Consider the following 25,988-nt stretch of genomic DNA (forward strand, 5'->3'; position numbering starts at 1 on the left):
TCTTCTAGTGCAGATTACGAGTCTTTACGCACATTTTGCCCTGTGGGTGCGCTAAATATTGTCATCTTTCCGTAAGAAACCGTGTTAGGGGTTCACGTATTTGAATAGTGCTTAGTTTCAGCGATAAATTTAGATAAAAGAGCATATTTTTTGAAAAAATATCGCTTATTTATGCAGATAAGGGGTGGCCTCACACCACGCAAACACCCTTATCTGCGTGCACACGTTCAGGGTTTCGGCGGCACGGTACGACATGGTGCCGCCACATCCCGCAGATGAAAGAGGGACCCATGCGCGAACAAGCCGCGCTATCAAACGCCCCGGAGGGCTACTTAGATTTTCACGACGAGTACGCGGAACTCATCGCCGAACTCGCCGCGCTGGGGTTCACCCCTAGCCAGGTTCTCCGCCGCCTCAACTTTCTGTACCCGCACATCAACAAGAAGCACCTGAACTATGCGCTGAACTCCGGCATCTGGCAGTTTGGCCCGGTCACAGCAGACGCCCCGAGCTACACGATGCTCGCCTGCGGCCTCTGGTACATTTTCGCGGAAGCCTACGATCTGCCCCCGGAGCCCGAGTACGCGGCGCTGATTCTTGATTGCGACATTATCCACGACCTGCCGCCTGCGCTGGAGGCGCGCCACTTCGACAGCGAGGATATTTCCCACATCCTGGCGAAGATCGGCGCAACGCTCAAGTACCTTGCCGCGCACCCTTACTCCCAGCTGGAGGAAGAGGTGTACGCGCAGACCCTCGAGGACATCCGGCTGCGCGGCGTAGCAGAAATCGGCACCAAGGGCGGTAGCCTCTACACCCTGCTTGCCTCCAGCATGGAGGGCGAATCGGCGTGGCCGGCACCGGTTCAGACCGCGAACGATTACCTCGGTGACGGCAACTGGGGTCTGGGCATGCTCCGCACCGGCATCTACCCGGCGGAGGCGCTCGAGAACGAGTGGTACATTGACGCCGCCGCGGTACCCGAGGATTTTGCCTCGAAGACCCTGAGCCTCTTTTTGAGCTATTGTGCCCGCTACGACCGCGAACCGACGGCTCTCGTGTACGGCTACTGGTCGACTATTCAGACTCTGATTGGTGAGGTGCCGCCCCTGGGTGCGGTGCGCGCCAAGTTCGGTTCCTGGCAGGCGACCCTGCATCGCGGGCGCGCGCAGATTGCCCGCGAGCTACGCCTGTGGACGAAGAACGAAACCAACGCAGCTGCCGTGGAAGCGAATGAGGCGGAGGAGCTTGAGCTCCTCGACGCTGAGCTGACTAACACTGAGCTCACCGAAGCAGAACTAACAGAGCTGGATACCCCGGACGGCTCCCCTGCGGGCGCTCCCGCGGAACCGGCAGAGCCGGCAGAGCCCGCACGTCTAAGCGCCCGCGAACTCACCGAGCAGGGCATCGGCGTGGTGCAGACCGCCCACACCGACCTGGCGGCATACCACCGCACTCGGTGGGAGCAGACGGTGGAAGTCTTCGGCGAACGCCTCGCGCAGCTTGCCTGGAACCGCCGTCTGAGCACCTACTACTTCTTCGACGGCGCCTGCCTGGAAGACGCCGACCCGACCCCCGTGGTGACGGTCTTCCGCTCCCCCACCGGCTTCCTCTGCGAGCTTGAACCCACCGTCGAGGCGCTACCCGCCTTCGACCCGGAGTTCCTGCAGGAGCACGGCTGGAGGCACCCGGTGCCGGTGCATGCGCTGTGGAACCTGCACGCGCTCGATCCGATGGAGGCAGCTGCCGCCGTCATTGAGGCGATGCGTTCGGGTTGCGGTTGTGAACGCTGGGATTTCTACCGCACCGATGACGACGACGACCCGCTTGCCGAAGAGACTGAGATGGCGTTCGTCTAAGCCCCCCGTCTAAGCGCACTCCCGCGAGCCTCTCAAATTCTCATCCCTGGAGACAGCGAAAGCCCGCGTCCCCACTCCCCAAGAGGAGTAGGTGACGCGGGCTTTACGCATGCACTGGTAGCCGGTACCGATAGCCGGCGCGGCGTAGCGTAATTGCTTAGCGTGCCGAGAAAATCTCGGACGCCTCCACAATCGCAATCTGCGCGGTGCGGGTCGAGATTGCTTCGTGGCGGCGTGCATCCGCACGGCGCTTGAAGAACCAACCAATACCCAGAATCGCGAACCAGACGGGCATCGCGAGCAGACCCCTGAGGGTTTCTTCATCCATGGCCAGCACACCGATGGTGAAGGCGAAGAACGCCAGGGACAGCCACGCGGAGAAACGGCCGCCGGGCAGACGGAACTTCGACTTCTTGTGGCGCGAGGGGAACTTCTTGCGGTACATCAGGTAGCTGACCATGATCATTGCCCACGCGAAAATCACGAGTACCGCAGCCACGGTGGTGACCAGGTTGAACGCGCTAGAGATTGAGTCACCCGCGTAGAGCAGCACAATCGAGGACAGCAGCATCACGGCGGAGAGGAACAGCGCGTTACGCGGCACACCGTTCTTAGAAATCTTGCCCAGGAACTGCGGTGCGCTGCGCTCGCGCGCCAGACCGAATGCCATACGCGAGGTGGAGAAGATACCGGAGTTTGCCGAGGAGGTTGCGCTGGTAATCACCACGAAGTTGATGATGTGCGCGGCGATACCCAGGCCCGCCAGAGTGAACATGGCGACGAAGGGGCTCTTATCGGGGCTGACGAGGCGCCAGGGGGTAACCATCAGGATGACGGCGAGCGCGCCCACGTAGAAGACCATAATACGTACCGGCACGGCGTTAATTGCCTTGGGCAGGGTCTTTTCGGGGTCCTGGGTTTCTGCGGCGGTGGTACCGACGAGCTCTGAGCCCATGAACGCGAAGACGGCAATCTGGAACGCGCCGAGGAAGCCGATGAAGTGGTTCGGGAACATGCCACCGTCGTTCCAGAGGTTTGCGACGGACGCCTGCGCGCCGCTGGGTGAGGTGAAGCCGATAGCGACCATGGCGCCACCAACAATAATCAGGGCAACGATGGCGACAATCTTGATCATGGAGAACCAGAATTCGATTTCGCCGAAGTTCTTCACGGACACCAGGTTCAGGGTCAGCAGAACGCCGATGACGGCGAGCGCCGGAATCCATGCCTGCAGGTCGGGCCACCACAGACGCAGGTAGCCAACAATTGCGATGATGTCCGCGACGGCGGTGACCACCCACATGAACCAGTAGGACCAGCCGAGGAAGAATCCGCCCATGGGGCCGACGAGGTCGGTGGTGAAGTCGGAGAAGGACTTGTACCTCAGGTTGGAGAGGAGGATCTCGCCCATAGCTCGCAGCACCAGGAAGATGACGGCGCCAATGAGCATGTACACGAAAATCACGGAGGGGCCCGCCAGGGAGATAGCGCGGCCGGAGCCCATGAACAGACCGGTACCGATGGCGCCACCGATTGCGATGAGCTGGATATGTCGGTTGCTCAGACCGCGGTGCAGTCGCTCTCCCTGCTCGGGAGCTTTAGGATTCAGGGTGACGTTGTTCTGCTCAGTCACAGCGTCCTCTTTTCTGCGGTTGGTACCCCGTACCGCTTGTGTCGCTGCTGGAATAAGAATTACTAAACACAGCAGGCACAGTCACTGTATGTTTATGCGGCCATGCTTTGCGGGGTGTCCCCGGATTTCGGGGCGCGGCTGGGGCTCCATGCCAGCTACCGCGCGGTACTCGGAAGTGTCACACTATCGACTAACGCGAAGTTTTTCTGGGAGCTCTCACAGCTACTTGGATAGTTATTCTACAGGTGTTCAGGGTGCAAAAACAGGTTTTGACACGAAAAAAGTGACTTATCTCTATTATTGAAATCACATCAAGCGGTGCAAAAATGCCGCCTAGCACCCGACCAAGGGACGCAAGAAAGCCCCGCCTCCGCATCCCAAAGAACGCAGAAACGGGGCTCAAACGCTACACCAACAGCGCCGCAGAAAGAACAGAATTACTTCTGAGCAGCCTCTTCAGCAGGCTTCTCGGCAGCTAGTGCGCGAGCACGCTTCGCCGCATGATGGCGAGTCAGAATCTCATAGCCAATAGCCAGGGCAATGAACCAGACGGGGGTCAGCGCCAGACCGACCGCGGTATCCGGGTACAGGCTCAGGGCGTAAACCATCACAGCAAAGAAGACCAGGCCGAACCAGCTCATGCCAATACCCCAGGGCATCTTGTACTCGGATGCTTCGTGGCGCTCCGGGAACTTCTTGCGGTACACCAGGTACGCAATCAGGATCATGCTCCAGGTGAAGATACCCATCATCGACGCCACAGAGGTCACCACGGTGAACGCCTCCATGATGCCATTACCCGCGTACAGCATGACCAGGCTGAACAGCAGCAACACAGTGGTCAGGTACAGGGCGTTCGCGGGCACACCGTTCTTGGTGAGCTTACCGAGGGCAGAAGGTGCCGCCCCCTCGTGCGCCAGACCGTAGACCATGCGGGAGGTCGAGAAAATACCGGAGTTCGCCGAGGACGCCGCGGAGGTCAGCACCACGAAGTTCACCAGCGACGCAGCAATACCAATACCCGCCAGAGAGAACATGCCCACGAAGGGGCTCATGGACTTATCCAGCTTGTCCCAGGGGGTGACGGCAAGGATGGTCAGCAGGGGCAGGGCGTAGAAGAGGCAAATGCGGAAGGGCACCGCGTTAATAGCCTTGGGCAGGGTGCGTTCGGGGTGCTTAGTTTCAGCCACGGCAGTACCGACGAGCTCGGCGCCCACGAATGCGAAGAGAGCAATCTGGAAGGAACCCAGGAAGCCGGTCACACCCTGAGTGAAGATACCACTACCGGAGGGGCCGGGGTGATCCCACAGGTGCCGCAGGGATGCGGTGGTGCCGTCAGGGCTGGTGAAGCTGAAGGCGACCATGAGCGCACCCACCACGATGAGCAGCACAATGGCGACGATCTTAATGACGGCGAACCAGAACTCGATTTCGCCGAAGTTCTTCACCGAGGGCAGGTTCAGCAGCAGTAGCGCAATGATGACGACAAGCGCAGGAATGAACTTGGGCATGTCGGGTAGCCAGTACTGCACGTAACCGGTGATTGCGATGACATCCGCAATACCGGTGACCACCCAGAAGAACCAGTACGACCAGCCAACGAAGAAGCCGGCGCGCAGGCCAAGGATGTCGGTGATGAAGTCGGTGAAGGACTTGTACTTGGGGTTCGAAAGCAGAATCTCACCCATGGCGCGTAGCACAAAGTAGATAATGCTACCGATAATGGCGTAGACGAAGACGATGGAGGGGCCGGTCAGGGCGATGGTCTTTGCTGAGCCGAGGAAAAGGCCGGTACCGATGGCGCCGCCAATTGCAATGAGCTGGATGTGTCGGTAGCTGAGTCCGCGCTGGAGCTTGGAGTGCTCTGCTTCGGAGTCTAGGCCGGTGACGGAGTTGTGCGGCGTTGGCTGCTGTGTCACGTATTTCTCTTTCCTGCGTCGATTCGCCCTAAATTTCACTCGGGGGCGAGTCCGGGTGGTTGGTATTCGTGCATATTTCGTGATGGCAAGAAGGAGGGGAGCCTCGAGTTTCCTCAGCCTGCGCGGTGCGCTTGAGCTTGTGGACTCCGATTTTGCGGGGCTTCCGGGTTCCTGCATCACCAATAGTGAATTATGCAGAGAATGCATAATTTCAAATTTTACCCCCTCATACCCACACAAGTACAAGGAATGCAACATCGCCAGATTTTTGAGACGGGACGAACCTGTGGCATCTCTCAGCCTCCACCCGAAACACGCCCCGCATCACCCTTAGATAGCACCCCTTCTCTGCAGGCTTCTCCCGGGTTTTCAAAAAATATTCAGAAACTTTACGTGTAAAACTTTACAAGGCGAGAAACCGAGTCTAGAGTAGAAACCGTTCAACGAAAACCTAACCAACCAACTACAGATCAGAAGGACACAACAATGGGCAAGTTCTCCAACGCAGCACTGCGACTCACCGCCGGCGCACTCATCCTCGACGCAGGCGTCAAGAAGCTCAAGGCAGACGAAGGCACCTACGCCTTCCTGCAGCAGATGGCGGCAACCGGCGTTCCCGCAGTCTCCAAGCTGGACGCAGCAACCTTCGGTAAGCTCATCTCCGGCGCAGAAACCGCACTCGGTGCAACCCTGCTGACCCCCTTCATCCCCGCACGCCTGGCGGGCGCAGGTCTGACCGCATTCGCGGCAAACCTGATGACCATGTACTTCCGCAACCCGGACATGCACGACAAGTTCTTCCGCCCCACTCAGGACGGTCAGCAGCTCGCAAACAACATCGTGCTGCTCGGTGCGGGTCTGGCACTGCTGGGCTCCAAGAAGTAAGCTCCGCAGGCTAAATTGCACAGACGACCTCACGAAAGTGCGGCGGGAACGGTATTCGTTCCCGCCGCACTTTTGTATGCCCGCAAAATTTCTATGCCCCTCAGACCGGCGTGCGCCCGGCTAGTTCAGCCTCACGCCAGCCCCGCACGCCCGCTAACCACACGGTGTAGCGGCCCTGCGCTATTCTTTTAGGTATGTCTACTGAGAACACGCAGCCTAGCCAGGCACCCGAATCCACCGAAGAAAAGGCCAAGAAGCCGGTTCCCGAGGAATTCTTCCGCCAGCCCTACTCCTTCGTCCGCCGCGGCGACCGCCTCACCGCGCGCCGCCAGAAGGCGTGGGACACCTACTCCCCCACCCACGTGCTGGATATTCCCCGTCTGCGCACCGACACCTCCGTCGCACCTGAGGCGACCTTTGACCCGGTCGAGATTTACGGCCGTGAGGCGTACCAGGTCGTCGAGATCGGTTCCGGTCTGGGCGAGGCGATTGTGCACCGCGCGGCTGAGATACCCGAGGCAAACTTCCTCGCCGTTGAGGTGTACACTCCCGGCATCGCGGACCTGCTGTTGAAGATGGGCAACGCCGGCGTGGAGAACGTGCGTGTGGCTCAGGCGAACGCACCCGAGCTGCTCGACAACATGCTTGAGGAGAACTCCGTGGACGAGCTGTGGGTGTTCTTCCCGGATCCTTGGCATAAGTCCCGCCACCACAAGCGCCGCCTAGTGTCTCCGGCGTTCGCTGATAAGGTTGCGCGTGTGCTCAAGCCCGGCGGTATTTGGCGTCTGGCGACTGACTGGGAGGAGTACGCCCTGGTCATGCGCGAGGTTCTGGAGGCGCACCCGGACTTTGAGAACGTTCACCCCGGCGCTGGTGCGACCGAGGAGGATCCGCAGGGTGGTTGGGCTCCGCGTTGGGAGGGTCGTACCCTCACCAGCTTTGAGCGTAAGGCGCAGGAGGCGGGCCGCCGCGCGCACGATCTGACTTACCGCCGCAAGTAAGCGGGGCAGCGTTAGCGAGAGTTACCGCCAGGTGTTTTCTCGCCACCGCGCAAAGTGCATACGTTAAAGCAGGTGAGGCTCCCCGGTCGTTCGGGGAGCCTCACCTTCTTGTATGTATGCAAATTTTTCTATATCTAAACCCTATGACTCTTCATTCGGCATACGTTCCAATGCCTTCTTATAGATAAGCCGGTAAGAATCATTTCTAAATTTTTCAAAATCTTCCAATTTCTCTATTTCTTTCGAAATATTAATCTGTATGGGTTCACCCGTGGGTTCTTCAAGAATCGAGAAATTTCCTATAGGGACATAGTACAGAGGGTACTCAACAAGACCAGTTTCTTTAATGGAGCACCCTTTTAGCTCACGTTCTCCCATAGAATATATACTAAATGGACTTATCTCATTTTTTTCAAGACCCATCATTACAAGGTAAGCCAAATAGGGCGATAGAATCATTCGATGTGCCTCAGATTGTTCTGCAACCCTAAATCCAAGATCAACATCAACTCCAATAAAATCTATAAAATAGTCTTTTTGAATCTCTCGGAGATTAATTCTACGATCACTGAAGGATTTCAGGTCAGTGGAACTTCCAATACCCAAACTTCCTACCTGATTTTTTAAATCCTCCTTATCGTTTAGATTGTTATTCCAGTCCTTAGGTATGAGATTCCATCGATAATCCCAAGGGTTCCCTTGCGAATGAAGAAGAAAAGCGTAGCTACGCAGTTTTAGGGTGTATGACAAACCTGAAATCTGACTGGGAGAAACTGATTCAAGAGTTGCAATAAATTGCTGCAACACTTCGCCAATAGTTACCGGTTCAGGCTTGCCATCGACTCCAATAGGTATGGTTCGAAGATATACCAGCTCATCACCCCTGACCCTCCACAAGAACCACCCTGCATCGCTTGTAGATTCAACCTGATGACTAGGCTTCCTTAGGCCTTTATCGAAACTTTCCATAAATCTTGATATTGCACCGACACCAGATAGTGGGTGCTGATTTTTCAACGCGGTAGATTCACTAATATCAACACCACATACCAATATAGCTTGAGAATTACCTCTGAATTCAGGAGATAATACAGAGTTAAAATTTAAAAATTCACCACAACTCAAAATTATTTCACATTCTTTCCAGGTAGCTTACACAAGAATATCACCGAACACAAAATAATACACACAACAATTACAAGAGTGCACATCCATTCTTCACGGAAGAATTTAGAGGGATCTGGAGTAAACCCAACAAGAAGCAACGCAAGAGAGAAAGAACTTAAAAATACAGAAGTTTGTAAATGCTGGACATTTTTAAATTTTTTACTCGCTATCTGTCCAAGTTTAACCAATTGTTCACCTAAATCTTCAAGTTTTTGATCTCTTGTGAAATTAGACAATCCATCAGGTTTAATGCCTTCCACATATGACCCATAAAAGAATATATTGTTCTCTTTACTACTGCTGGACGTCGTATTAGGGAACTGTAGAAACCCTATTATGAAAGAGATAAGTACAAAAACAATGAAGAGGACTGTAAATAGAATGGTCCACAAATTCCAAAAGTTGTCGGCTTTCTCGATGGCCGGGATAAGTGCTCCATAAGCCGCTACGATAAAGCCCTGGACAGCCAACAGCATCTGGATTCTCACATCAGCATTCTTGATCCAATCAGAGAAGTACTGGATAATCTTCCACCTCTCCTCATAACTCACGCCCCGCTCAATCTGACCTGTTGCTTGAACTCCAGCCGGTACCTGATTTTTGTCAGTTGTTGCATCGTCAGAGCCTGCCCGATTCTCAGTAACTTTCTGTTCTTTGATAGCTACTGGCTTCCACTGCATAAAGGTGTTCCAGACGAACAAATTTTTCACTCTGCCAGCCCCTCCCTTATCTCAGTACCCCGAGCTTGTTAGTTCAACTATGCTATCTCCAACTATATAGCCAAGCAGGTGAGGCTCCCCGGTCATTCGGGGAGCCTCACCTTCTTGTGTGTGGGTCCAAGTGCATGCGGGGCGGGGGTCTACCCTCCCTCGCTCGTATGACACAAAGACGCACAAGCCTATATGGGCGGCTGACCAGCTCAAATGAACTAGAAGCGAGCTAGCCGATCCGTTTATCCCAGTGTAGCGGGTTTAGCCGGTTTAGCGCGGCGATTTCGTATCATCCGCCGTAGCCGGTTAGCGCGACTTGCGGTAGAGCACCACCGCCGAAGAACGCTGACGAGGCGCCGGGCGGGTACCGCGGGCAATATGCACCACATCGCCGCTGGTACCGGCAGCGAACACGCGCTCCGACATGCCCATCTTCACCTTCGCGTCCTCAACCTGACGCTGCAACTCCGCAATCTGCTCCTGCTGCTCCTCCACGAGGGACTGCAGCTCAATAATGCGGCGAATACCCTCCAGGGAGACGCCCTCCTGCGAGAGCTGCTGAATCTGCTGCAGACGGTTCACGTCACGCTGCGAATAGCGGCGCGCCTTACCGGGCGCACGCGAAGGCTGGACCAGGCCGATACGGTCGTACTGGCGCAGGGTCTGCGGGTGCATGCCCGCCAGCTCAGCCGCCACAGAAATCACGAAAACCGGGCGGTCCACGCTGTGCAGCGGCTCGCTACGACGGGACTTAGATGATGATTCTCGAGATGCCATGGTTTACTTCGCTTTCTTCAACAGATCCTTACGCGGGTTCTCCTGCGGAGCCAGTTTTACGAACTTATCGAATGCTTCCTGTGCCTCTGCGCTCAGCTCGGTGGGCAGTACAATCTCCGGGATGACCAGCAGGTCGCCGTCGCCGCCCTTAGCCTTGAAGCCGCGGCCCTTAGCGCGCAGTCGGCGGCCGACCTGGCCGGGTGCCAGGCGCAACTTCACGGTGGATGCGTCGGGCAGGGGCACCTCAATGACGGCGCCGTCAACAGCCTCGGCGAGGGTGACGGGTGCGCGCATAACCAGGTTGTTGCCCTCGCGCGAGTACACGGAGTCATCGGAGACGCGCACGGTGACCTTCAGGTCGCCGCCGCGCAGGCCCTTGCCGCGCAGGCGCACCTTCTGGCCGTCCTTGATACCTGCGGGGATGCGTGCCTCGGTGTGGGAGCCGTCCGGCAGGAACACGGTCACGGTCGCACCGGTGTATGCCTGGGCGAGGCTGATGCGGGTGCTGGTGGTGCTTTCTTCGGGTGCCGCGTGCTGTGCGCCGCCGAAGCCGCCGCCTCCCATGCCGCCGAAGTCGGCGCTGGTGAAGCCTGCGGAGCGTCGGGAGCCGCCTGCGCTACCACCGAAGAGGCCGCCGAGCAGGTCGTCAATATTGATGCCTGCGCCGCCGTTGCTGAAGCCGCCGAATGCGTCCGCGCCGGGGTAGCCGGTGTAGCTACCACCGCCGAAGCCGCCGCCTCCGAATCCGCCCATGCCTGCGGCACCGTAGCGGCGAATCTGGTCGTACTCTTCGCGCTGCTTCTTATCGGAGAGCACGTCGTATGCTTCCGAGATTTCCTTGAACTTCTTCTCTGCCTGCTTGTCGTCAGGGTTCAGGTCCGGGTGGTACTTGCGGGAGAGCTTGCGGTACGCCTTCTTGATGTCGCTTTCGCTTGCGTCTTCGCTAACGCCCAGTGCCTTATAAAAGTCGTCGGTCAGCCAGTTTTCACTTGCCATGTTGTGTTTCTCCTTCTGCGGTGATGCGCCGCCCTCCTCGGTTACGGGACGGCTAGCAGGGCACCACGTTCTTGTCTTAATGCTCTATATAAAAGTTTAGTCTACTTGACTCAATTTTGGAAGGGGGTAGACCAAAATTTAGCGCCCTACAAGGCTTTTTAACCACCGCCGCTACATGCCGAGACCACGCACATATCGCAAGCAAACAACAGGGCGGGCACTCCCCACCAGGGAGAGCACCCGCCCGTCGTTAGTTATTCAGCCAATGCTTAGCCGACCACTTTACGGTGCGACAGCCACAGCCACCTGAGCGGTACGAACCACGCGGTCGTTCACGCGGTAGCCGTAACGCAGAACCATGGAGACATGATCCTCAGCCACCTCGTCGGTGGGCTGTTGCAGGACAGCTTCGTGGATGTTCGGGTCGAAGGCGTCGCCTACTTCACCGAAGCGCTCCACGCCCTGCTTGCCGAGCAGCTCTTCGAGCTTGGTAGCGATGGAGGCGAAGGGGCCTTCCTGCAGGTCGCCGTGCTTGCGTGCGGCGTCGATATCATCGAGCACCGGCAACAGCGCGGTCACCAGTTCACTGGTTACGAAGCCTCGCAACTGCTCCTTTTCGCGGGCGGTGCGGTTCTTGAAGTTAGTGAACTCGGCTTGCAGGCGAAGCAGGGAGTCCAGGCGCTCTGCGGCAAGTGCCGCATCCGCAGATTCTGCTTCTACGGCGTCCTGGAGCTCAGCCTCGACGGCTTCCGCAGCGTCTTCGGCGGTTTCGACCGATTCAGCTTCGGGGTGGCCTTCCGCTGCGGGGGCGTTGAATGCCTCCTCCAGCGGGTCGGGGGTGACGTTTTCCTGCTCAGCCATGATTACTTCTTCTCGTCTTCGTCGATAACCTCGGCGTCGACAACGTCCTCATCAGCGGCGGGCTTGGACTCGGATGCCTCAGCCTGTGCTGCTGCGTAGAGTGCCTCGCCCAGCTTGGATCGGGATGCCTGCAGCTTCTCGAATGCGGACTTCACTGCTGCGTCGTCGTCGCCCTCGAGTGCCTTCTTCAGCTCGTCGACATCGCCCTGGACCTCGGTCTTGACGTTCTCGGGCAGCTTGTCGCCGTTCTCCTTCAGGAGCTTCTCAGTGGTGTATGCGACGGACTCGGCTTCGTTGCGGGTGTCAGCAGCCTCGCGGCGTGCCTTGTCCTGCTCTGCGTGTGCCTCTGCGTCCTTGACCATGCGGTCGATGTCGTCCTTGGAGAGGGAGGTACCGCCGGTGATGGTCATGGACTGCTCAACGCCGGTGCCCTTGTCCTTTGCGGAGACGTGGACGATGCCGTTTGCGTCGATGTCGAAGGTGACCTCAATCTGGGGCACGCCACGGGGTGCGGGGGCGATGCCGGTCAGCTCGAAGGTACCCAGGTTCTTGTTGTCGCGAGTGAACTCACGCTCACCCTGGAAGACCTGAATGGTCACGGAGGGCTGGTTGTCCTCTGCGGTGGTGAAGGTCTCAGAACGCTTGGTCGGGATTGCAGTGTTGCGCTCAATCAGCTTGGTCATCACGCCGCCCTTGGTCTCGATACCGAGGGAGAGGGGGGTGACGTCGATCAGCAGAACGTCCTTACGGTCGCCCTTCAGAACGCCTGCCTGCAGTGCTGCACCCATTGCCACGACCTCGTCGGGGTTCACGCCCTTGTTGGGCTCGCGGCCGGTGAGCTCCTTGACGAGCTCAGCGACGGCGGGCATACGGGTGGAGCCACCGACCAGAACGACCTCGGAAATCTCGGAGATGGACACGCCAGCTTCCTTGATTACGTCGAGTACGGGCTTCTTGGTGCGCTCGAGCAGGTCGCGGGTCAGTTCCTCGAACTTTGCGCGGGTCAGCTTCTCATCCAGGTGGATGGGGCCCTCGGGGGTGACGGACAGGTACTGCAGGGAGATGTTGGTGCTGGTTGCGCTGGACAGTTCCTTCTTAGCCTGCTCAGCTGCTTCCTGCAGACGCTGCAGCGCGATCTTGTCCTTGGACAGGTCTGCGCCGGTGTTTGCCTTCACCTGTGCGAGCAGCCACTCGACGACGCGCTGGTCCCAGTCGTCGCCACCGAGGCGGTTGTCACCGCTGGTTGCGCGAACCTGGATGGTGGAGAAGCCGTCGTCGTCCTTGCCAACTTCCAGCAGGGAGACGTCGAAGGTACCGCCACCGAGGTCGAAGACCAGGATGAGCTCGTCTTCCTTGCCCTTGTCCAGGCCGTATGCGAGTGCTGCGGCGGTGGGCTCGTTGACGATACGCAGGACGTTCAGGCCTGCAATCTCGCCGGCTTCCTTGGTTGCCTGACGCTCAGCGTCGTTGAAGTATGCCGGGACGGTGATGACAGCGTCGGTGACGGTGTCGTTCAGGAATGCCTCTGCGTCGCCCTTCAGCTTCATGAGGATACGAGCGGAGATTTCCTGCGGGGTGTACTTCTTGCCGTCGATCTCGGTGGTCCAGTCGGTGCCCATGTGGCGCTTGACGGAGGAGATGGTGCGGTCGACGTTGGTCACTGCCTGACGCTTTGCGACGCTACCGACCAGAACCTCGCCGTCCTTGGAGAATGCGACGACGGAGGGGGTGGTGCGGGTGCCCTCTGCGTTAGCGATGACGACCGGGTCGCCACCTTCCAGTGCTGCTACGACCGAGTTGGTGGTACCGAGGTCAATACCTACTGCACGTGCCATATGTTTATTCACTCCTTAGGTGTTAGTGCCCCGCTTCTTCTAATGCGAGGCGGGTTAGTTTGAAAGTTTTGGAGGCGGTCGGTGCTGCGCGTGCCGCCCGTGTGGGGTGGTCTGCGCGGCTTCCTTGAGCCTTGTGTACTCAAGTATGCACCCTCTCGGAAGGGCTGTCAAGAGACTTGAGCGTATTTAACTCAACTTTTTTTCGCGAGTTCGTGTGAGGGGCGGGTTTTTCGGGGTGCCGGAGGGGTGTTTTGCGGGGAAAATCGGAGCGGCGGCGAGGCGCGAATGGGCGGTTTTGCCGCGGAATTCCGGGGTTTTTGGTCTGGATGCGGGCGCGGCGCAGCGATTCAGCGCACGGCGGACGCTACCGGGCGGTCGGGGCGAAAAAATTTTTAAAAATCGGGTGAAAAAGGGCGAAAAACCCAAAAATTGGGGTGCGAGAGGTGCCGAAAGGCGGTTTGGGAGCACCTTATATAGAGTGTGCGGGGTGATTTTTAGGCGCGATTCTTAGGCCTGGCGGCTAGGCCTCTGGCGGCGTTGTTAGAGGTGCGCTTCGTGCAGGCGCCTCAGCTGCAGACACCCACCTGAGATCTCAGAGTTTCGCTTCTCTTATATATGGAGTACCTGTCTGCAAGCTTCATCGCTCACTCTACGGCAGTGTCTTCGCTTGTCCGACCCACAATTTCTCTAACCTTCACCTGTGGCTTGAGGCTACCCGCCTGCCGTATGCTTGGTTACGACCATATCCTCTCAATGTAGATAGGCCCCCATGCAAGAGCAAAGTAACCCAGTGCCTACTGGCTGCCATGGACTTACCAGCGCGTCCAAAAGCAAAACCGTCAAATATAGATCAACGAAAATATCGGGTTGGATTTTCGCCATCGCCCTAATCATCCATGGCTTAATCTCGATATTTCAAAATTCGCTAAAAAATGCGCCATTTCCATTTGAATATGAATTTTTAAATCTATTGACATTCTTCATCCTTTCGATAATTTTTATAATATACATACTAATTCTCCGAAATAATTCAAAATCAAAATCTAAAAAACTCATAAAATACCTATTTGAAGATCTAAAATATCTCATTTTCCCAGTGGGATTTATTTTTGCTTTATTATCAATACTGAATCTAAAATGGTTTAATGATTTTGTCGGATTTATCTCCGCACTTCTCGGAATCTTTGGACTCATACAGAAACCGTCAAGCAACCACATCTCCGTTGTCCAGAACATCTCTTCTGACCCCCAATCTCAGCGCCATGAACGAACCAGGCTTCTTGTGGATAATTTAAGAAGCGAAAATCGTTATTCAAAAATTAACGCCATTCAAGGCCTTGCATCTATTGCGGACGAGTGGCTCAGGGACCCCGACCCCCCAGAAGACCAGGCTCGCAAAAATGGGCAAAATATTATAAATATTTTATGCGAGTATATTCGTTCACCTTTCCCTTTGGCTCGAAAAGCAATAATTCTTAGCGGTGATACACCTCCTGCTGACTACGCAGGAGACTTCTTCGCAGACCAGGCAACCTTTCGCGAAGAACAAGAAGTGCGCCGAAGCATTTTTAATGAGATAAGTGTCCGCCTTCACCCCCTTGACGAGAAAGAAAAACGAGATTACACAACATGGCATGTGTTTGAATTTGACTTTAGTAAATCAACCATATTCTATCCTCTTAATAGACTAAGGTTTTTCAGTCCAAATTTTCGTAATTCAAAATTCTTTGGGCTAGCAGATTTTAGTTTTTCAGACTTCCAAGGAATTCCAATATTTGCTGATACTCATTATTTCGGAGACGTTTCCTTCTCATGCGCATGCTTCCAGGGGACAGCTCTTTTCAGTAATTCGTGTTTTGAAAAAGAATTAAATTTTCAGGCAACAACACTTAAGGCAGGCGCAATATTCGATAGTTCAATTTTCAAAGGACCCACTATAATCACACCAGCTCTACAAGATGGTCAGGTTTCCTTTGATGGTTCTATTTTCAGTTGTTCCTCCGTGCATAAATTCCTTGACCTCAATCATCTTGATATACCCACAATAAATATCAAATCTGTAACTCTCGTGGGTAAAAGAAGATGTAAACGGTATGAGGCGAAGATTCCTGTTAATTCCCATCTCTACGATCCTGATTCGTGGGATGAGAAGCAACAGAAATATACCCGAGTCAGCAAACCTGCAGAGTAACACCGAACATTTCGCCCTCTAGGAGGTAAGTTCTCTAAAAGCCCCGTCTGCACCTCTCATGCAGGCGGGGCTTCTTCTTTAACCAGTGCGAGCGCGAAAGATCGGGGCTCTCCCCTATGCTGGATATAAGCCAGCACCGGAGCAAGAAGGGCACACCACCATGAACCTAAACAAACTCTTCACCGCGCTGTGGCAACGCAAAAACACCCCGGCACACAACCAACAGGCTGAACGGCGCGAACGCTACACGCACGCCCTCGAACAATTCCTCGACGGGCAGCCCGCCGCACGCTTGAGCGGAGCGTACACGCTCGCGAACCTCATAGACGAATGGCTCACCGACGCATCCCTCCCCGAGCAGGTGCGCCGTGAAGAAGCCCAGACCATCATCGACGCGCTGACCGGGTGCATCCGCACGCCCTACTCCCTCGCGCAGAACCGGCAGGTCCTAGAATCAGACGAGGCACCCGAAGGGTACGAAGGCGACTTTACACGCGATCAGGAGGCACTCCGCGAAGAGCAGCTAGTGCGCCGCACGGTCTTCATGGAGTTCAGTCGCCGCCTCGCCGCCGTCGCTGAGAGCAACAAAGAAGGCAACGGAGAAAGCCAGCACGCGGTGCCACCGTCATCACCAATGTGGGCTGGCCTGCGCTTCGACTTTGGTGGCGCGCCCATCTTCTACCCGCTACAGCAGCTGTACTTTCAGAACGCCGATTTCGCCTCCGCAACTTTCTACGGCACGGCGGATTTCTTCGGCGCAACCTTCCACGGTGACGCCAGCTTCTCCGCGGCGCAGTTCACGGCTGACGCATCCTTCCACAGCGCAAATTTCAACGACTGGGTGGGCTTCAGCGCCGCACACTTCGCGGGCGCGGCAGGGTTCAGCGGGGCGCGCTTTGCAGACGCGGCAAGCTTCGCGACCGTAACCTTCACCGGCGAGGCCGACTTCTCAGACGCGGTCTTCTCAGCTGCGGCTGACTTCGCGGTATCCACCTTCAAATCCGATGCCGACTTCTCACGCTTAAACACCGCGGGCATAGCCAGCTTCGCGGCAATCACCTTCGACGGAAAGGCAGTATTCACCGCCTCCACGTTCCACGATGAGGCACACTTCGCCGCGTCGGTCTTCAACCGTCCGGCGGTGTTCTCCAAGTCGCTGTTCGGCGGGGTCGCGCGCTTTGCCGGAATAGCCACCAAGCAGTCCGCAATGTTCAGCAACGTACGCTTTGCGAGCGCGGCGGACTTTAGCGGGGCGTCCTTCACACAGTACGAGGATTTTGGTGGGGCGCGGTTCGACGGCGACGCCACGTTCAGCCGGGCGTCTTTTATTGCGCTTCCGAGGACGCGCTATGAGATGGACTTCCCGCAGAGAGCGAACTTCGGTAACGCGACCTTCGCGCAGGATGCCGACTTTAGTAAGGCGACGTTCACGGCGCATGTCGGCTTCTACAAGGCGACGTTCGCGCGGGAGGTGAGCTTCAACGGGGCGAGCTTTGAGGGCGCCTACTTCGCGGATGCGACGTTCAGTCAGAAGGCTGATTTCAGGCAGACTAGCTTCGCGTACGTTGAGCCGTCCTTTGAGGCTTTGGAGAGGCGGCTGCAGAGGGCACGGTTCTCGGCGCAGGCGGATCCGCAGGATTACCTGTTCGAGGCACGCCCGGAGAGCCCGCACGGTTTCAGCTGTGGCGCAGCGGAGCTTCTTAATAGAACGTTCATTCTCCCTGTCGGTGCGGTGCTGTACGACCCGGATTCCTGGGATGAAGAGCAACAGGAGTACACCCGCGTTAGTGAGCCCGCACAGTAACACATAGCTCTCCCCTACCATCGGGGAAGCTCCCACAGACCCCGCCCGCACATCCAGCGCTGGCGGGGTCTGTGCTAGTGACCAGTGACAGCCCAAGCCCAGCCGCTTTTACACTATGCTGAATATGACCCGTTCCTTTCAACGATGACAGGAGAACCACATGCATCTGGCACCCAGCACCGCGTGGGCTTGGCTGATAGCTTGCGCAGTCGTCATTCTGCTTTTCCCGCTCGCCGCGCAGTTCGGCAACCTCAAGGGGAAGCTGTCTAGCTTCCGCACCTGGGTTTGGGCTATCGCTCTCTTGGGCATTGTCGCGGCGGGTTTTATGCCTTTCATCTTTGATCCTGGCATCACCCATTTTGAGGTTCAGCCGTTCATTTTCTTCATCACCGGTACCCTGCTGGGCGTTCTCTTTCTTGGGGAGTTCCACCGCATGAACGCCCAGAAAAAGCTGAAACACCCCCAGCGGGTGCACACCGAGCGCCGTACCCGTTACAGCAAGGCAGTTGAGCAGCTGGCGTATCCGAACCCGGCAGTCCGTGCGAGTGCCGTCAGCACGCTTGCAGGTCTGGTGGATGAGTGGCTCGCTGACGAGCAGCTCAGCGTTGAGGCGCGGCAGAAGGAGGGGCAGGTCGTCGTCAATGCCCTCTGTGCTTATGTTCGTTCGCCGTTCGCGCGGGCGTTCAAGGCAGAAGCTTTTGAATCCGATACGCCGCCCGCTGACTATGCGGGTGATTTCGCTACGGATCTGGCGGCTTTCCGTGGTGAGCAGGATGTTCGCCGCAGCGTCTTCGTTGAGATGAGCAAGCGCAGCAGCACCCTTGCTGAAAAAGAGAAGGGTGAGGTGGCTGTTGTCCCCGGCGCGTGGAGCGGCTTTGAGTTCGATTTCAGCCGGGCGGTCATCTTCTACCCTCTCGACGGTCTGACTCTTGAGAACGCCGATTTCTCTGCGGCGAGGTTCTGCAACGGTTCAGATTTCAGCGGGGTAGCTTTTGTGGGAGCCGTGGATTTCAGCCGCGCAACTTTTGAATCTATCGCGGGGTTCGGTGACGCAACCTTCGCTGGCGACGCGAATTTCAGTCACGCAACCTTCACTCATAGTGCAGACTTTGGCGGAGCGTCCTTCATACAGAGCGCGCATTTCGACGGGGTAAAGTTCATGCAGAACGCCCATTTTAGCGGAGTGGAATTCGCTCAGGAGGCGAACTTCACCGGGGCAGCTTTCATCCAGAACGCTAGTTTTGGCGGGGTAAATTTTGCTCAGAACGCAGACTTCAGCTGGGCTGTGTTCGCTCAAAACGCACACTTCATCGGGGCAGCTTTCGGTCAGATTGCAGACTTCAATGGGGCAACTTTTACCCAAGATGCCCGCTTCAGTGAGACGGCTTTCGCGCAGGTCGCACGCTTCAAATGGGCGACTTTCACGCAAACCGCTGACTTTAGTGAGGCGGCTTTTACTCAAGGCGCAGATTTCAGTGAGTCTACCTTTGAGGCTGACGCTGAGTTCTACGGAGCGTCTTTTATGGGTGCTGCAGATTTCTGCGATGTGTCTTTCGTGAAGAGCCCGCTGCTCTTCGCAGCTGAGGATGCTGACTCGGGCGAGATGTGCCGGGCGCGATTCGCTACGCCGTCTACCGGTCACGAGGCGCATAACTTCGCGGTGTACGAGGACAGCCAGCCTATTCCGCTGGGCACAGCCGAGCTGAACGGAGCGGGCTACCGTATCCCGGTCGGGGCGGTGCTCTTCGATCCGGCGTCTTGGGATGAACGGCAGAAGGAGTACACGCGCCTGAGTGAGCCCGCGCAGTAATAGCTAGAGGCCCCGCCACGTGAATGTGTGGTGGGGCCTTCGCTTATGGCCAGGTCAGGAGAGTTTGCATTATCCTGAATGATGACCATTCCTCTCAGAGAAGATAGGAGAAAACATTGCCTAGCAACGAACCTTCATCAAAGCAACAGGGCAAAACCCCCAGCTTGTTTCAAAAATGTCTCAGAGAAAAGTTTCCACATGTGTATGGATTTCTCTTCTCCGAAACGCCATTTTATATTCGTCATTTCTTTGGCCTCCTTGTGGGCCTTGGACTTCTTGGAGGGTTCCTCGCCCTCTCAGTCCCTCAGTGGAAATCATGGGACAAGATTCCCTTCATTGGATCATTAGGCTCTTTTATCCCCCCTTCCGACAAAGACAAGTACCCTGAGGGCAAAGTAATTGCAGATCTTCGCCTGCACATTCTCTATATAACTGGCGGCGTCATCGCTATTTTGACTCTTCTACAGACCAATTGGAAGAATTATAACGACAAAATAAAAAATGCACACGACATCGATATTGACATGAAAAAAATGGAAATAGAAGAAACGTTGAGATGGAAAGATACGTCTGAGGATTGGCGAAGAAAGTTTTCCGATTTTAAAGAAAATATCAAAATTTTAAAGAAAGATGACATCAACACCTATATTGACTTTGCAAATACCTGGATAACCAAAACACCAGAAAAGTACAAAGGGGACGCAGTATACGAATCTCAGCGAATTATAGATGCACTCTGCAGCACACTTAAAGAACAAGGAAATAATTCTACAGAAAACATCGTCCATACGCTACAAAAAATTAGCTCATTCTACAATTCTAATTCAGAAAAAGATACCCCATGGAAAGAAATTACTTACGACTTTTCAGATTTATGGATTGGAAAGCCACTGCACGGTTTAAATCTTCACAATGTAATTTTTTCAGAGGCTCGGTTTGCACCGGGCACTGGGTTTACGTCGTGCAATTTTTCGGGAAATTGCAGCTTCTGGGGCGCTAGATCCGCAGGAAGATTCCATATTAAATCATCAAATATTGCAGGAAAAACTTCGTTTATTGACTTTCATGCCGAAGGAGAGTTTATATTCTCTGCAATCAATATGCTCGAAGTCGACCTCCTTGAATTTATGAGTGCACGATTTTTTGACAATGCATCATTTAATAATATGGAATTCCCAGAGGGGGATTCAATAGGACTAAATCACGCCTTCCCAAGGACCTATTTTTCAAATAGGCACGATTACAATTTTAACTCTAATAACGTTAAAACAAATCTAGCCCTCCGGAAGCTCAAAGGAAAAAAGGTTAAAATCCCTATTGAGTCATTATTATTCGACCCAAACACATACGAATATGAATTTCAAAATCTTGAAATTACAGCAGACCACTATGTAATATAATAAATTTTTCCCTTAGAGGCTCCATCTATTCAATTCCAGTAGATGGAGCCTCCGTGGCTTGGCTACCCGAGGCCGACAAAAACAGTTTCACGCTATGATAAAAATTATCTGTTCCTCTCAAAGTAGATAGGAGAACTAGACACATGTATTTAGATTCAACGGGGTCCTACTGGCTACTTAGCATATGCGCAGCATTGGTTGTCGCTTTCTTACTCACTGCACATTTCACCATGCTAAAGAAGAAAGTACCCCTGTTCTACTGCTGGCTTGGTGCAATCGCGGTCTTGGGCGGAGCCGCAGCTTTCTTCCTGCCTATCGCAGTTAACTCAGGTTTTGGGAAAGAGGATGATGGCTCAGCTCTTCGCCAGGCTCTTCTCTACACCACCGGTGGTCTTCTCGGTGTCATTACTCTTGGTGAAACCCACCGAAAGAATAACCAAGAGAAAAAGAAAAACGAGAACGACCATACCCGCCAGGTGTATGCGGAACACCGAAGCCGTTACACCACGGCTGTAGAGCAGCTGGCTAACGAAAAAGCAGCCGTCCGTCTGGGCGGTATCTATACCCTTGTAGGTTTGGTCGATGAATGGCTTGCAGACGATAGCCTCGCCGAAGATAAACAGCAGGAAGAAGGGCAGGTTATTATCAATAACCTCTGTTCTTACATTCGTTCGCCCTTCCCCCTGGCGGCAAAATTTGAAGAATACGAAGCCCGCAAAGAACTAGAAAAGCTCCAGAAATCAGAATCCGAGAAGCTCAGTGAAGAAGAGTCTTCACTGCTTCAGGTTCTACTTAAGCGTTTCGAAGATTCTGATGAATATGAAAAACCTAAAGACATCACCACAGACTATGTAAAGTTCTACGAAGAACAGGACGTACGCCGAGCCATTTTCGAGGAAATGAGCAAACGTAGCAGCACTGTCAGTGTGGATGAGAACAAGAAGGTAACTGTTAAATCCGGCGCGTGGAGCGGCTTCAAGTTCGACTTCAGCCGAGCACCCATTTTCTATCCCCTGAACAACCTCACCATTGAACAAGGTCAATTCAGCTCTGCCTAATTCTACGGAAACACGAACTTCATATTCGCAAAGTTCACCGGAAACGCAGACTTCACGGGCGCAATCTTTACAGGAAACACAGATTTTAGATATACGATCTTCAACGAACGTGCATACTTCGTAGACGTAGCCTTCAGCAGAACGGCAGATTTCTCAAACGCGGTCTTCAACAGATTCGCAGACTTCTTGGACGCGGATTTCAGCGGAGACGCGAACTTCTGGACGGCAACCTTCACCGGAGAGGCACGTTTCCGGAACGCAACCTTCGACAGAAATGCATATTTTACGCGCGCGACCTTCAACAGAGACTCATACGTATACTTTGCGCGCGCGACCTTCACCGGAGATGCATACTTTATAGGCACGACCTTCAATGGAGGTACACGCTTCGAGGGGACAACTTTCAGCAAATACATATACTTCCAGGATGCAACCTTCAGCGGAGAAATGACCCTCCGGGGCTCCTACTTCGAAAAGTATGCACCCACATTTGCAGAGGGTTCTGACTCTGCCCGATTCTCTGACCAAGTCAATTGGATAGAGAGCAACTTCTCTGTTCGTTCCGGAAGCCAGCCTATTGAACTTGGTAGTGCAACGCTCGGGGATAAAACCGTCAGCATCCCCTTCGGGACCGTAGTTTTTGACCCAGGTTCATGGGATGAAAAAACCCAGGAGTACACCCATATGAGTGTCACATGCTGCAGAATTTACCGCTCTCCCCTTCACCAGGAGTAGCCCACCAGCACAGCCCCGCCCGTATTCTCTGATCCAGCGGGGCTGTGCCATGCCCTTTACCCCACCGATACACTAGAACCATGTACCGAATCATGACTGTCTGCACCGGCAACATCTGCCGCTCCCCCGTCGGCGAATACCTCATCCGCCAGCACGCCCAAGAAGCCGGCGTGCCCGTCACCGTCACCTCCAGCGGCATCAGCAACGAAGAGGAAGGCAACCGCATCGACCCGCGCGCCGCCGCGCAGCTCGCCACCCGCGGTATCGACCCGTCCGCGCACCGTGCCAGCGTCTTCACCGTCGAGGACTTCGACCGCAACGACCTCATCCTCGCCATGGACGCACCCCACTACCTGCGCCTCAAAGCCCTCGCCCGCAACGACGAGGACAAAGCCAAAATCCGCATGATGCGCAGCTTCGACCCGAAGGTCACCACCACCCACCTGGACCAGCTCGGCATCTACGACCCCTGGTACGGTAGCGAACGCGACTTCGTGTACACCACCGGCCTCATTGACGCCGCCGCACGCGGCCTCATCAACCACCTCAAGCAGGAAGGCGACGCACAGTGAGTCAGCGTATCCCCCTGAACCAGAACCGCCGCGTCACCGGCACCACCGAAATCCTGGAGCTCTGCAAAGACATGCTGCGTCTGGAGCACGGCATCGGCAACGACTTTGACATGGACACCGCCGAATTCACCGAATTCCGTGCGCAGTTCCTTGCCGACTTCGCGCAGATCCCGCTGATTATCGGCATTGACGGCCGTAGCGGCACCGGCAAAACCAGCCTCGCCGCGCAGCTTGAGCAGGAGCTCACCGCCGCCGGCCACAGCGTGCACGTGCTGCACCTGGACGACTTCTACCCCGGCTGGGACGGCCTCTTCGACGGCGTGGAGGCGTGGGACGCGCTATCCGTGCAGCTGACCGAGGGCATCGCCGGAACCTACACCCCGTGGGATTGGGAGGCGGGCGCCCCCGGTGAGGTGCGCACCGTCGACCCGGCGGCTACGCAGGTCATCATCTGTGAGGGTGTCGGCGCGATTGCGGGCGCCTGCGAGGTGCGTATTCTCGCCACCGCCCCGGACGAGGTGCGTTACGAACGCGCCATGGCTCGTGACGGTGACACGTTCCGCCCGCACTGGGAGCGTTGGGCGGCGCAGGAGGAGGCGCTGCTCGCCGAAATCCCGGAGGACTACGCGACCGTGGACTTTATCTACGACAGCGCGGCGCAGTAGCAGCCACCTACAAGACAGTAGGGCCCAATGCTTGGTGTATCTCGAAGCATTGGGCCCTACGCTATTTAGAGGCTGTTTTACTTAGGCATGGGAGCCGGGCTGGCGGATTCCATGCGGTCTTTATCCCAGTAGGTTGAGGTATTGCTCGGCGCGTGTGTGGAGGCTGTGCCGTCTTTTTCGTTACCCGGGTTGTTGTTAGAAAGCACCGCAAGGATTATGAGCAAGACGCAAGCTATAAGCAGCAGGATGCATAGCAAATATTTGTAATAGTGATTGCGCATCTGAGGTGCTCCCTCCGGTTGTATCGCGTGGTATGACCAACGTAAGTTATGCGGTCGCCCCGAGCAATCCTTCTCAAGAATATTTCTCAAATATTTCTTCAACGGGGCGTGGCTAACACCATCCTTTTACCCCAGCATGCGTTGGGTGCAGCCACGTTTTCCGGAAGCGCCCTCAGGGTGTCGCACAGACGCTCTCCGCAGCGGAGCAAGGAGAGGCGGAGCGTCTGTGCGACGGGTGCCCCTGCGTAGGCGCGGAGGAAATATGTGGCGCACCCTCCCCCCCCCCTACCCCTGTAGGAACGAGGGCGAGCGCCGCCTTCTATGCCAACTAGTAAGCCAACCAAGCACAAAGGAACTAAACGGAGCGTCCCTCCCGAATCGAAAAAATGTCAAACATTTAACTTACGAAGCCACACCCAATTCTGCTACCGTGAAAAGGTTGTGCTTCTAGCCTGCGCAAGCTCATCCCCCGGAGCGGTACCACCGCATCCACGTTGTGTAGAGCCGCAGGCGCCGTTGCACGCGCATCACGCAGAAAGAAAAACTAAGACTAATGTCTTCGAAGTCGATTAAGACCTCTTTTGGGCTATCGCCCCTTTTCGTTGTTGTTTTGGCGCTGCTGACTGCTATCGCACCGCTGGCTACGGACATGTACCTGGCGGCGCTGCCTGCAGTCGCTGAGAACCTGAACACTACCAGCACGAACGCGTCACTGACGTTGAGCGCATTCATGGTTGGTATGGCACTCGGCCAGCTGGTCGTGGGTCCGCTGTCGGATAAGACGGGCCGCCGCAAGCCGCTGCTGTTCGGTGTGGTCATCTGCTTTATTGCGACGGTGGCGTGTGGTTTCGCGCCGAATATTGAGCTGCTGATTTTTGCGCGTTTCATGATGGGTTTCGCCGGTTCGATTGGTGCGGTGCTGGCGCGTTCCATCGTGGCTGATACGACTCAGGGCCTGGCGACGGCTAAGCTCATGGGCGTCATGATGATGATTAACGGCTTCGCGCCGGTGCTTGCGCCACTGTTTGGTGGCTGGGTGCTGTCGTGGGGTAATTGGCGCGATATTTTCCATGTGCTCAGCGTGATTACCGCGGTTATGATGCTCGGCGTGATCTTCGTGATCAAGGAGACCCTGCCGGTGGAGGAACGCTACCAGGGCACTGCCTTGAGCGTGTACTCTGAGCTGCCGAAGGTCTTCAAGATTCGCCGCTACCTGGGTTTCATGCTGACGATGTGCTTCGCGTTTGGTGCGCTGTTCTCGTACATTTCCGGTTCGACGTTTGTGTTGCAGAAGATTCTGGGCTTGTCCGAAACCCAGTTCACGATCGTGTTCGGTGTGAACTCGATCGGCATTGTGCTGTTCAGTGCGATTGCGACGAAGCTGGTGGGTCGTGTGGCGCAGCGCCGCATCGTGAACGTCGGTGTGATTAGTCTGCTCGTGGTTTCTGCGCTGCTGACGGTCAGCTTCCTGGTCGGTATTTCGCTGGTACCGACCCTGATTCTGCTGTTCCTGCTGACCAGCTCGTGCGGTCTGATTTTTGGTAATGCTTCGGCGTTGGCGTTGAACGAGGCGCGCCACATGGCAGGTAGTGCGTCGGCGGTGATGGGCACGGTTCAGGCTCTGCTGGGTGCGTTGGCGGCGCCGCTGGTGTCGATTGCTGGTGAGCATGAGTACCTGCCGATGGGCTTCTCCATCCTGGGTTTCGCGGTCCTGACGGCGCTGGTGCTGTGGACTACGCCGCGTAAGGATTCGGACTACTCGGCGGACGGTCTGAGCCACAAAGCTCCGGCGGCGGGCCACTAGCCGTTCACAAGTACATATCTGTGCG

Annotated in this window: 19 protein-coding genes and 1 pseudogene; 12 read left to right on the top strand and 8 right to left on the bottom strand. The window is 55.7% G+C overall.

Annotated features, from left to right (window positions below; all coding sequences use genetic code 11):
• Positions 1-290: 290 nt before the first annotated feature.
• Entirely contained in the window at positions 291-1,859 is a 1,569-nt protein-coding gene (locus tag RM6536_RS02340) for a hypothetical protein (protein ID WP_060823880.1), read from the top strand.
• A gap of 157 nt (positions 1,860-2,016) precedes the next feature.
• Here RM6536_RS02340 and RM6536_RS02345 read toward each other — a convergent pair whose 3' ends face one another.
• Together RM6536_RS02345 and RM6536_RS02350 are read right to left on the bottom strand one after the other, a co-directional pair.
• Positions 2,017-3,492, bottom strand: a complete 1,476-nt coding sequence (locus RM6536_RS02345) for an amino acid permease (RefSeq protein WP_060823881.1) — start codon at positions 3,490-3,492, stop codon at positions 2,017-2,019.
• Positions 3,493-3,929: 437 nt separating this feature from the next.
• A complete protein-coding gene (locus tag RM6536_RS02350; protein WP_060823882.1) occupies positions 3,930-5,411 on the bottom strand; it encodes an amino acid permease in 1,482 nt (493 codons plus the stop codon).
• Positions 5,412-5,897: 486 nt separating this feature from the next.
• Here RM6536_RS02350 and RM6536_RS02355 point away from each other — a divergent pair, with 486 nt between their 5' ends.
• Both RM6536_RS02355 and trmB read left to right on the top strand, forming a co-directional pair.
• Positions 5,898-6,296: a hypothetical protein gene (locus tag RM6536_RS02355; protein WP_060823883.1), complete on the top strand. Its 399-nt coding sequence runs from the start codon at positions 5,898-5,900 to the stop codon at positions 6,294-6,296.
• Positions 6,297-6,490: 194 nt separating this feature from the next.
• A complete protein-coding gene (trmB, locus tag RM6536_RS02360) occupies positions 6,491-7,297 on the top strand; it encodes a tRNA (guanosine(46)-N7)-methyltransferase TrmB (protein ID WP_060823884.1) in 807 nt (268 codons plus the stop codon).
• A gap of 141 nt (positions 7,298-7,438) precedes the next feature.
• Here trmB and RM6536_RS08980 read toward each other — a convergent pair whose 3' ends face one another.
• The 6 genes from RM6536_RS08980 to dnaK all read right to left on the bottom strand — a co-directional run bounded on the left by RM6536_RS08980 (position 7,439) and on the right by dnaK (position 13,643).
• Positions 7,439-8,422, bottom strand: a complete 984-nt coding sequence (locus RM6536_RS08980) for a hypothetical protein (RefSeq protein WP_145974231.1) — start codon at positions 8,420-8,422, stop codon at positions 7,439-7,441.
• A 2-nt stretch (positions 8,423-8,424) separates the two neighbouring features.
• Positions 8,425-9,144, bottom strand: coding sequence for a Pycsar system effector family protein (locus RM6536_RS02370; protein WP_145974232.1), 720 nt, complete (start codon positions 9,142-9,144; stop codon positions 8,425-8,427).
• 336 nt (positions 9,145-9,480) lie between these two features.
• The gene (locus RM6536_RS02375; protein WP_012904111.1) at positions 9,481-9,951 is read right to left on the bottom strand and encodes a heat shock protein transcriptional repressor HspR; all 471 of its coding nucleotides are present in this window, start codon (positions 9,949-9,951) and stop codon (positions 9,481-9,483) included.
• Between the two features lie 3 nt (positions 9,952-9,954).
• Positions 9,955-10,947: a DnaJ domain-containing protein gene (locus RM6536_RS02380; RefSeq protein WP_060823887.1), complete on the bottom strand. Its 993-nt coding sequence runs from the start codon at positions 10,945-10,947 to the stop codon at positions 9,955-9,957.
• Between the two features lie 282 nt (positions 10,948-11,229).
• Positions 11,230-11,808: a nucleotide exchange factor GrpE gene (locus RM6536_RS02385; protein ID WP_060823888.1), complete on the bottom strand. Its 579-nt coding sequence runs from the start codon at positions 11,806-11,808 to the stop codon at positions 11,230-11,232.
• A gap of 2 nt (positions 11,809-11,810) precedes the next feature.
• Positions 11,811-13,643, bottom strand: a complete 1,833-nt coding sequence (dnaK, locus tag RM6536_RS02390; RefSeq protein ID WP_060823889.1) for a molecular chaperone DnaK — start codon at positions 13,641-13,643, stop codon at positions 11,811-11,813.
• Positions 13,644-14,433: 790 nt separating this feature from the next.
• Between dnaK and RM6536_RS08985 the strand changes: the two genes are divergently transcribed.
• The 9 genes and pseudogenes from RM6536_RS08985 (at position 14,434) to RM6536_RS02440 (ending at position 25,963) form a co-directional block, all read left to right on the top strand.
• The gene (locus RM6536_RS08985) at positions 14,434-15,834 is read left to right on the top strand and encodes a pentapeptide repeat-containing protein (protein WP_145974233.1); all 1,401 of its coding nucleotides are present in this window, start codon (positions 14,434-14,436) and stop codon (positions 15,832-15,834) included.
• Positions 15,835-15,994: 160 nt separating this feature from the next.
• Positions 15,995-17,638 (top strand): pentapeptide repeat-containing protein, encoded by a 1,644-nt coding sequence (locus RM6536_RS02400; protein ID WP_060823891.1) that lies wholly within the window; start codon positions 15,995-15,997, stop codon positions 17,636-17,638.
• Positions 17,639-17,798: 160 nt separating this feature from the next.
• Positions 17,799-19,448, top strand: a complete 1,650-nt coding sequence (locus RM6536_RS02405) for a pentapeptide repeat-containing protein (protein ID WP_060823892.1) — start codon at positions 17,799-17,801, stop codon at positions 19,446-19,448.
• Between the two features lie 116 nt (positions 19,449-19,564).
• Positions 19,565-20,848 carry a hypothetical protein gene (locus RM6536_RS02410; RefSeq protein WP_145974234.1) on the top strand — a complete coding sequence of 428 codons (1,284 nt, stop codon included), beginning with the start codon at positions 19,565-19,567 and terminating at the stop codon, positions 20,846-20,848.
• 143 nt (positions 20,849-20,991) lie between these two features.
• Positions 20,992-21,906, top strand: a complete 915-nt coding sequence (locus RM6536_RS02415) for a hypothetical protein (protein ID WP_060823894.1) — start codon at positions 20,992-20,994, stop codon at positions 21,904-21,906.
• 12 nt (positions 21,907-21,918) lie between these two features.
• Positions 21,919-22,641: pseudogene (locus RM6536_RS08920) on the top strand (pentapeptide repeat-containing protein); the annotation flags it as partial.
• Between the two features lie 92 nt (positions 22,642-22,733).
• Entirely contained in the window at positions 22,734-23,213 is a 480-nt protein-coding gene (locus RM6536_RS02425) for a low molecular weight protein-tyrosine-phosphatase (RefSeq protein ID WP_231917985.1), read from the top strand.
• Positions 23,210-23,878 carry an aminobenzoate synthetase gene (locus RM6536_RS02430; protein ID WP_060823897.1) on the top strand — a complete coding sequence of 223 codons (669 nt, stop codon included), beginning with the start codon at positions 23,210-23,212 and terminating at the stop codon, positions 23,876-23,878. Before RM6536_RS02425 ends, RM6536_RS02430 begins: the two co-directional genes overlap by 4 nt.
• 834 nt (positions 23,879-24,712) lie before the next feature.
• Positions 24,713-25,963: a multidrug effflux MFS transporter gene (locus RM6536_RS02440; RefSeq protein ID WP_060823899.1), complete on the top strand. Its 1,251-nt coding sequence runs from the start codon at positions 24,713-24,715 to the stop codon at positions 25,961-25,963.
• Positions 25,964-25,988: the final 25 nt, after the last annotated feature.

Origin of the sequence: Rothia mucilaginosa, from assembly GCF_001548235.1 — a bacterium.
Lineage (GTDB): Bacteria > Actinomycetota > Actinomycetes > Actinomycetales > Micrococcaceae > Rothia > Rothia mucilaginosa_B.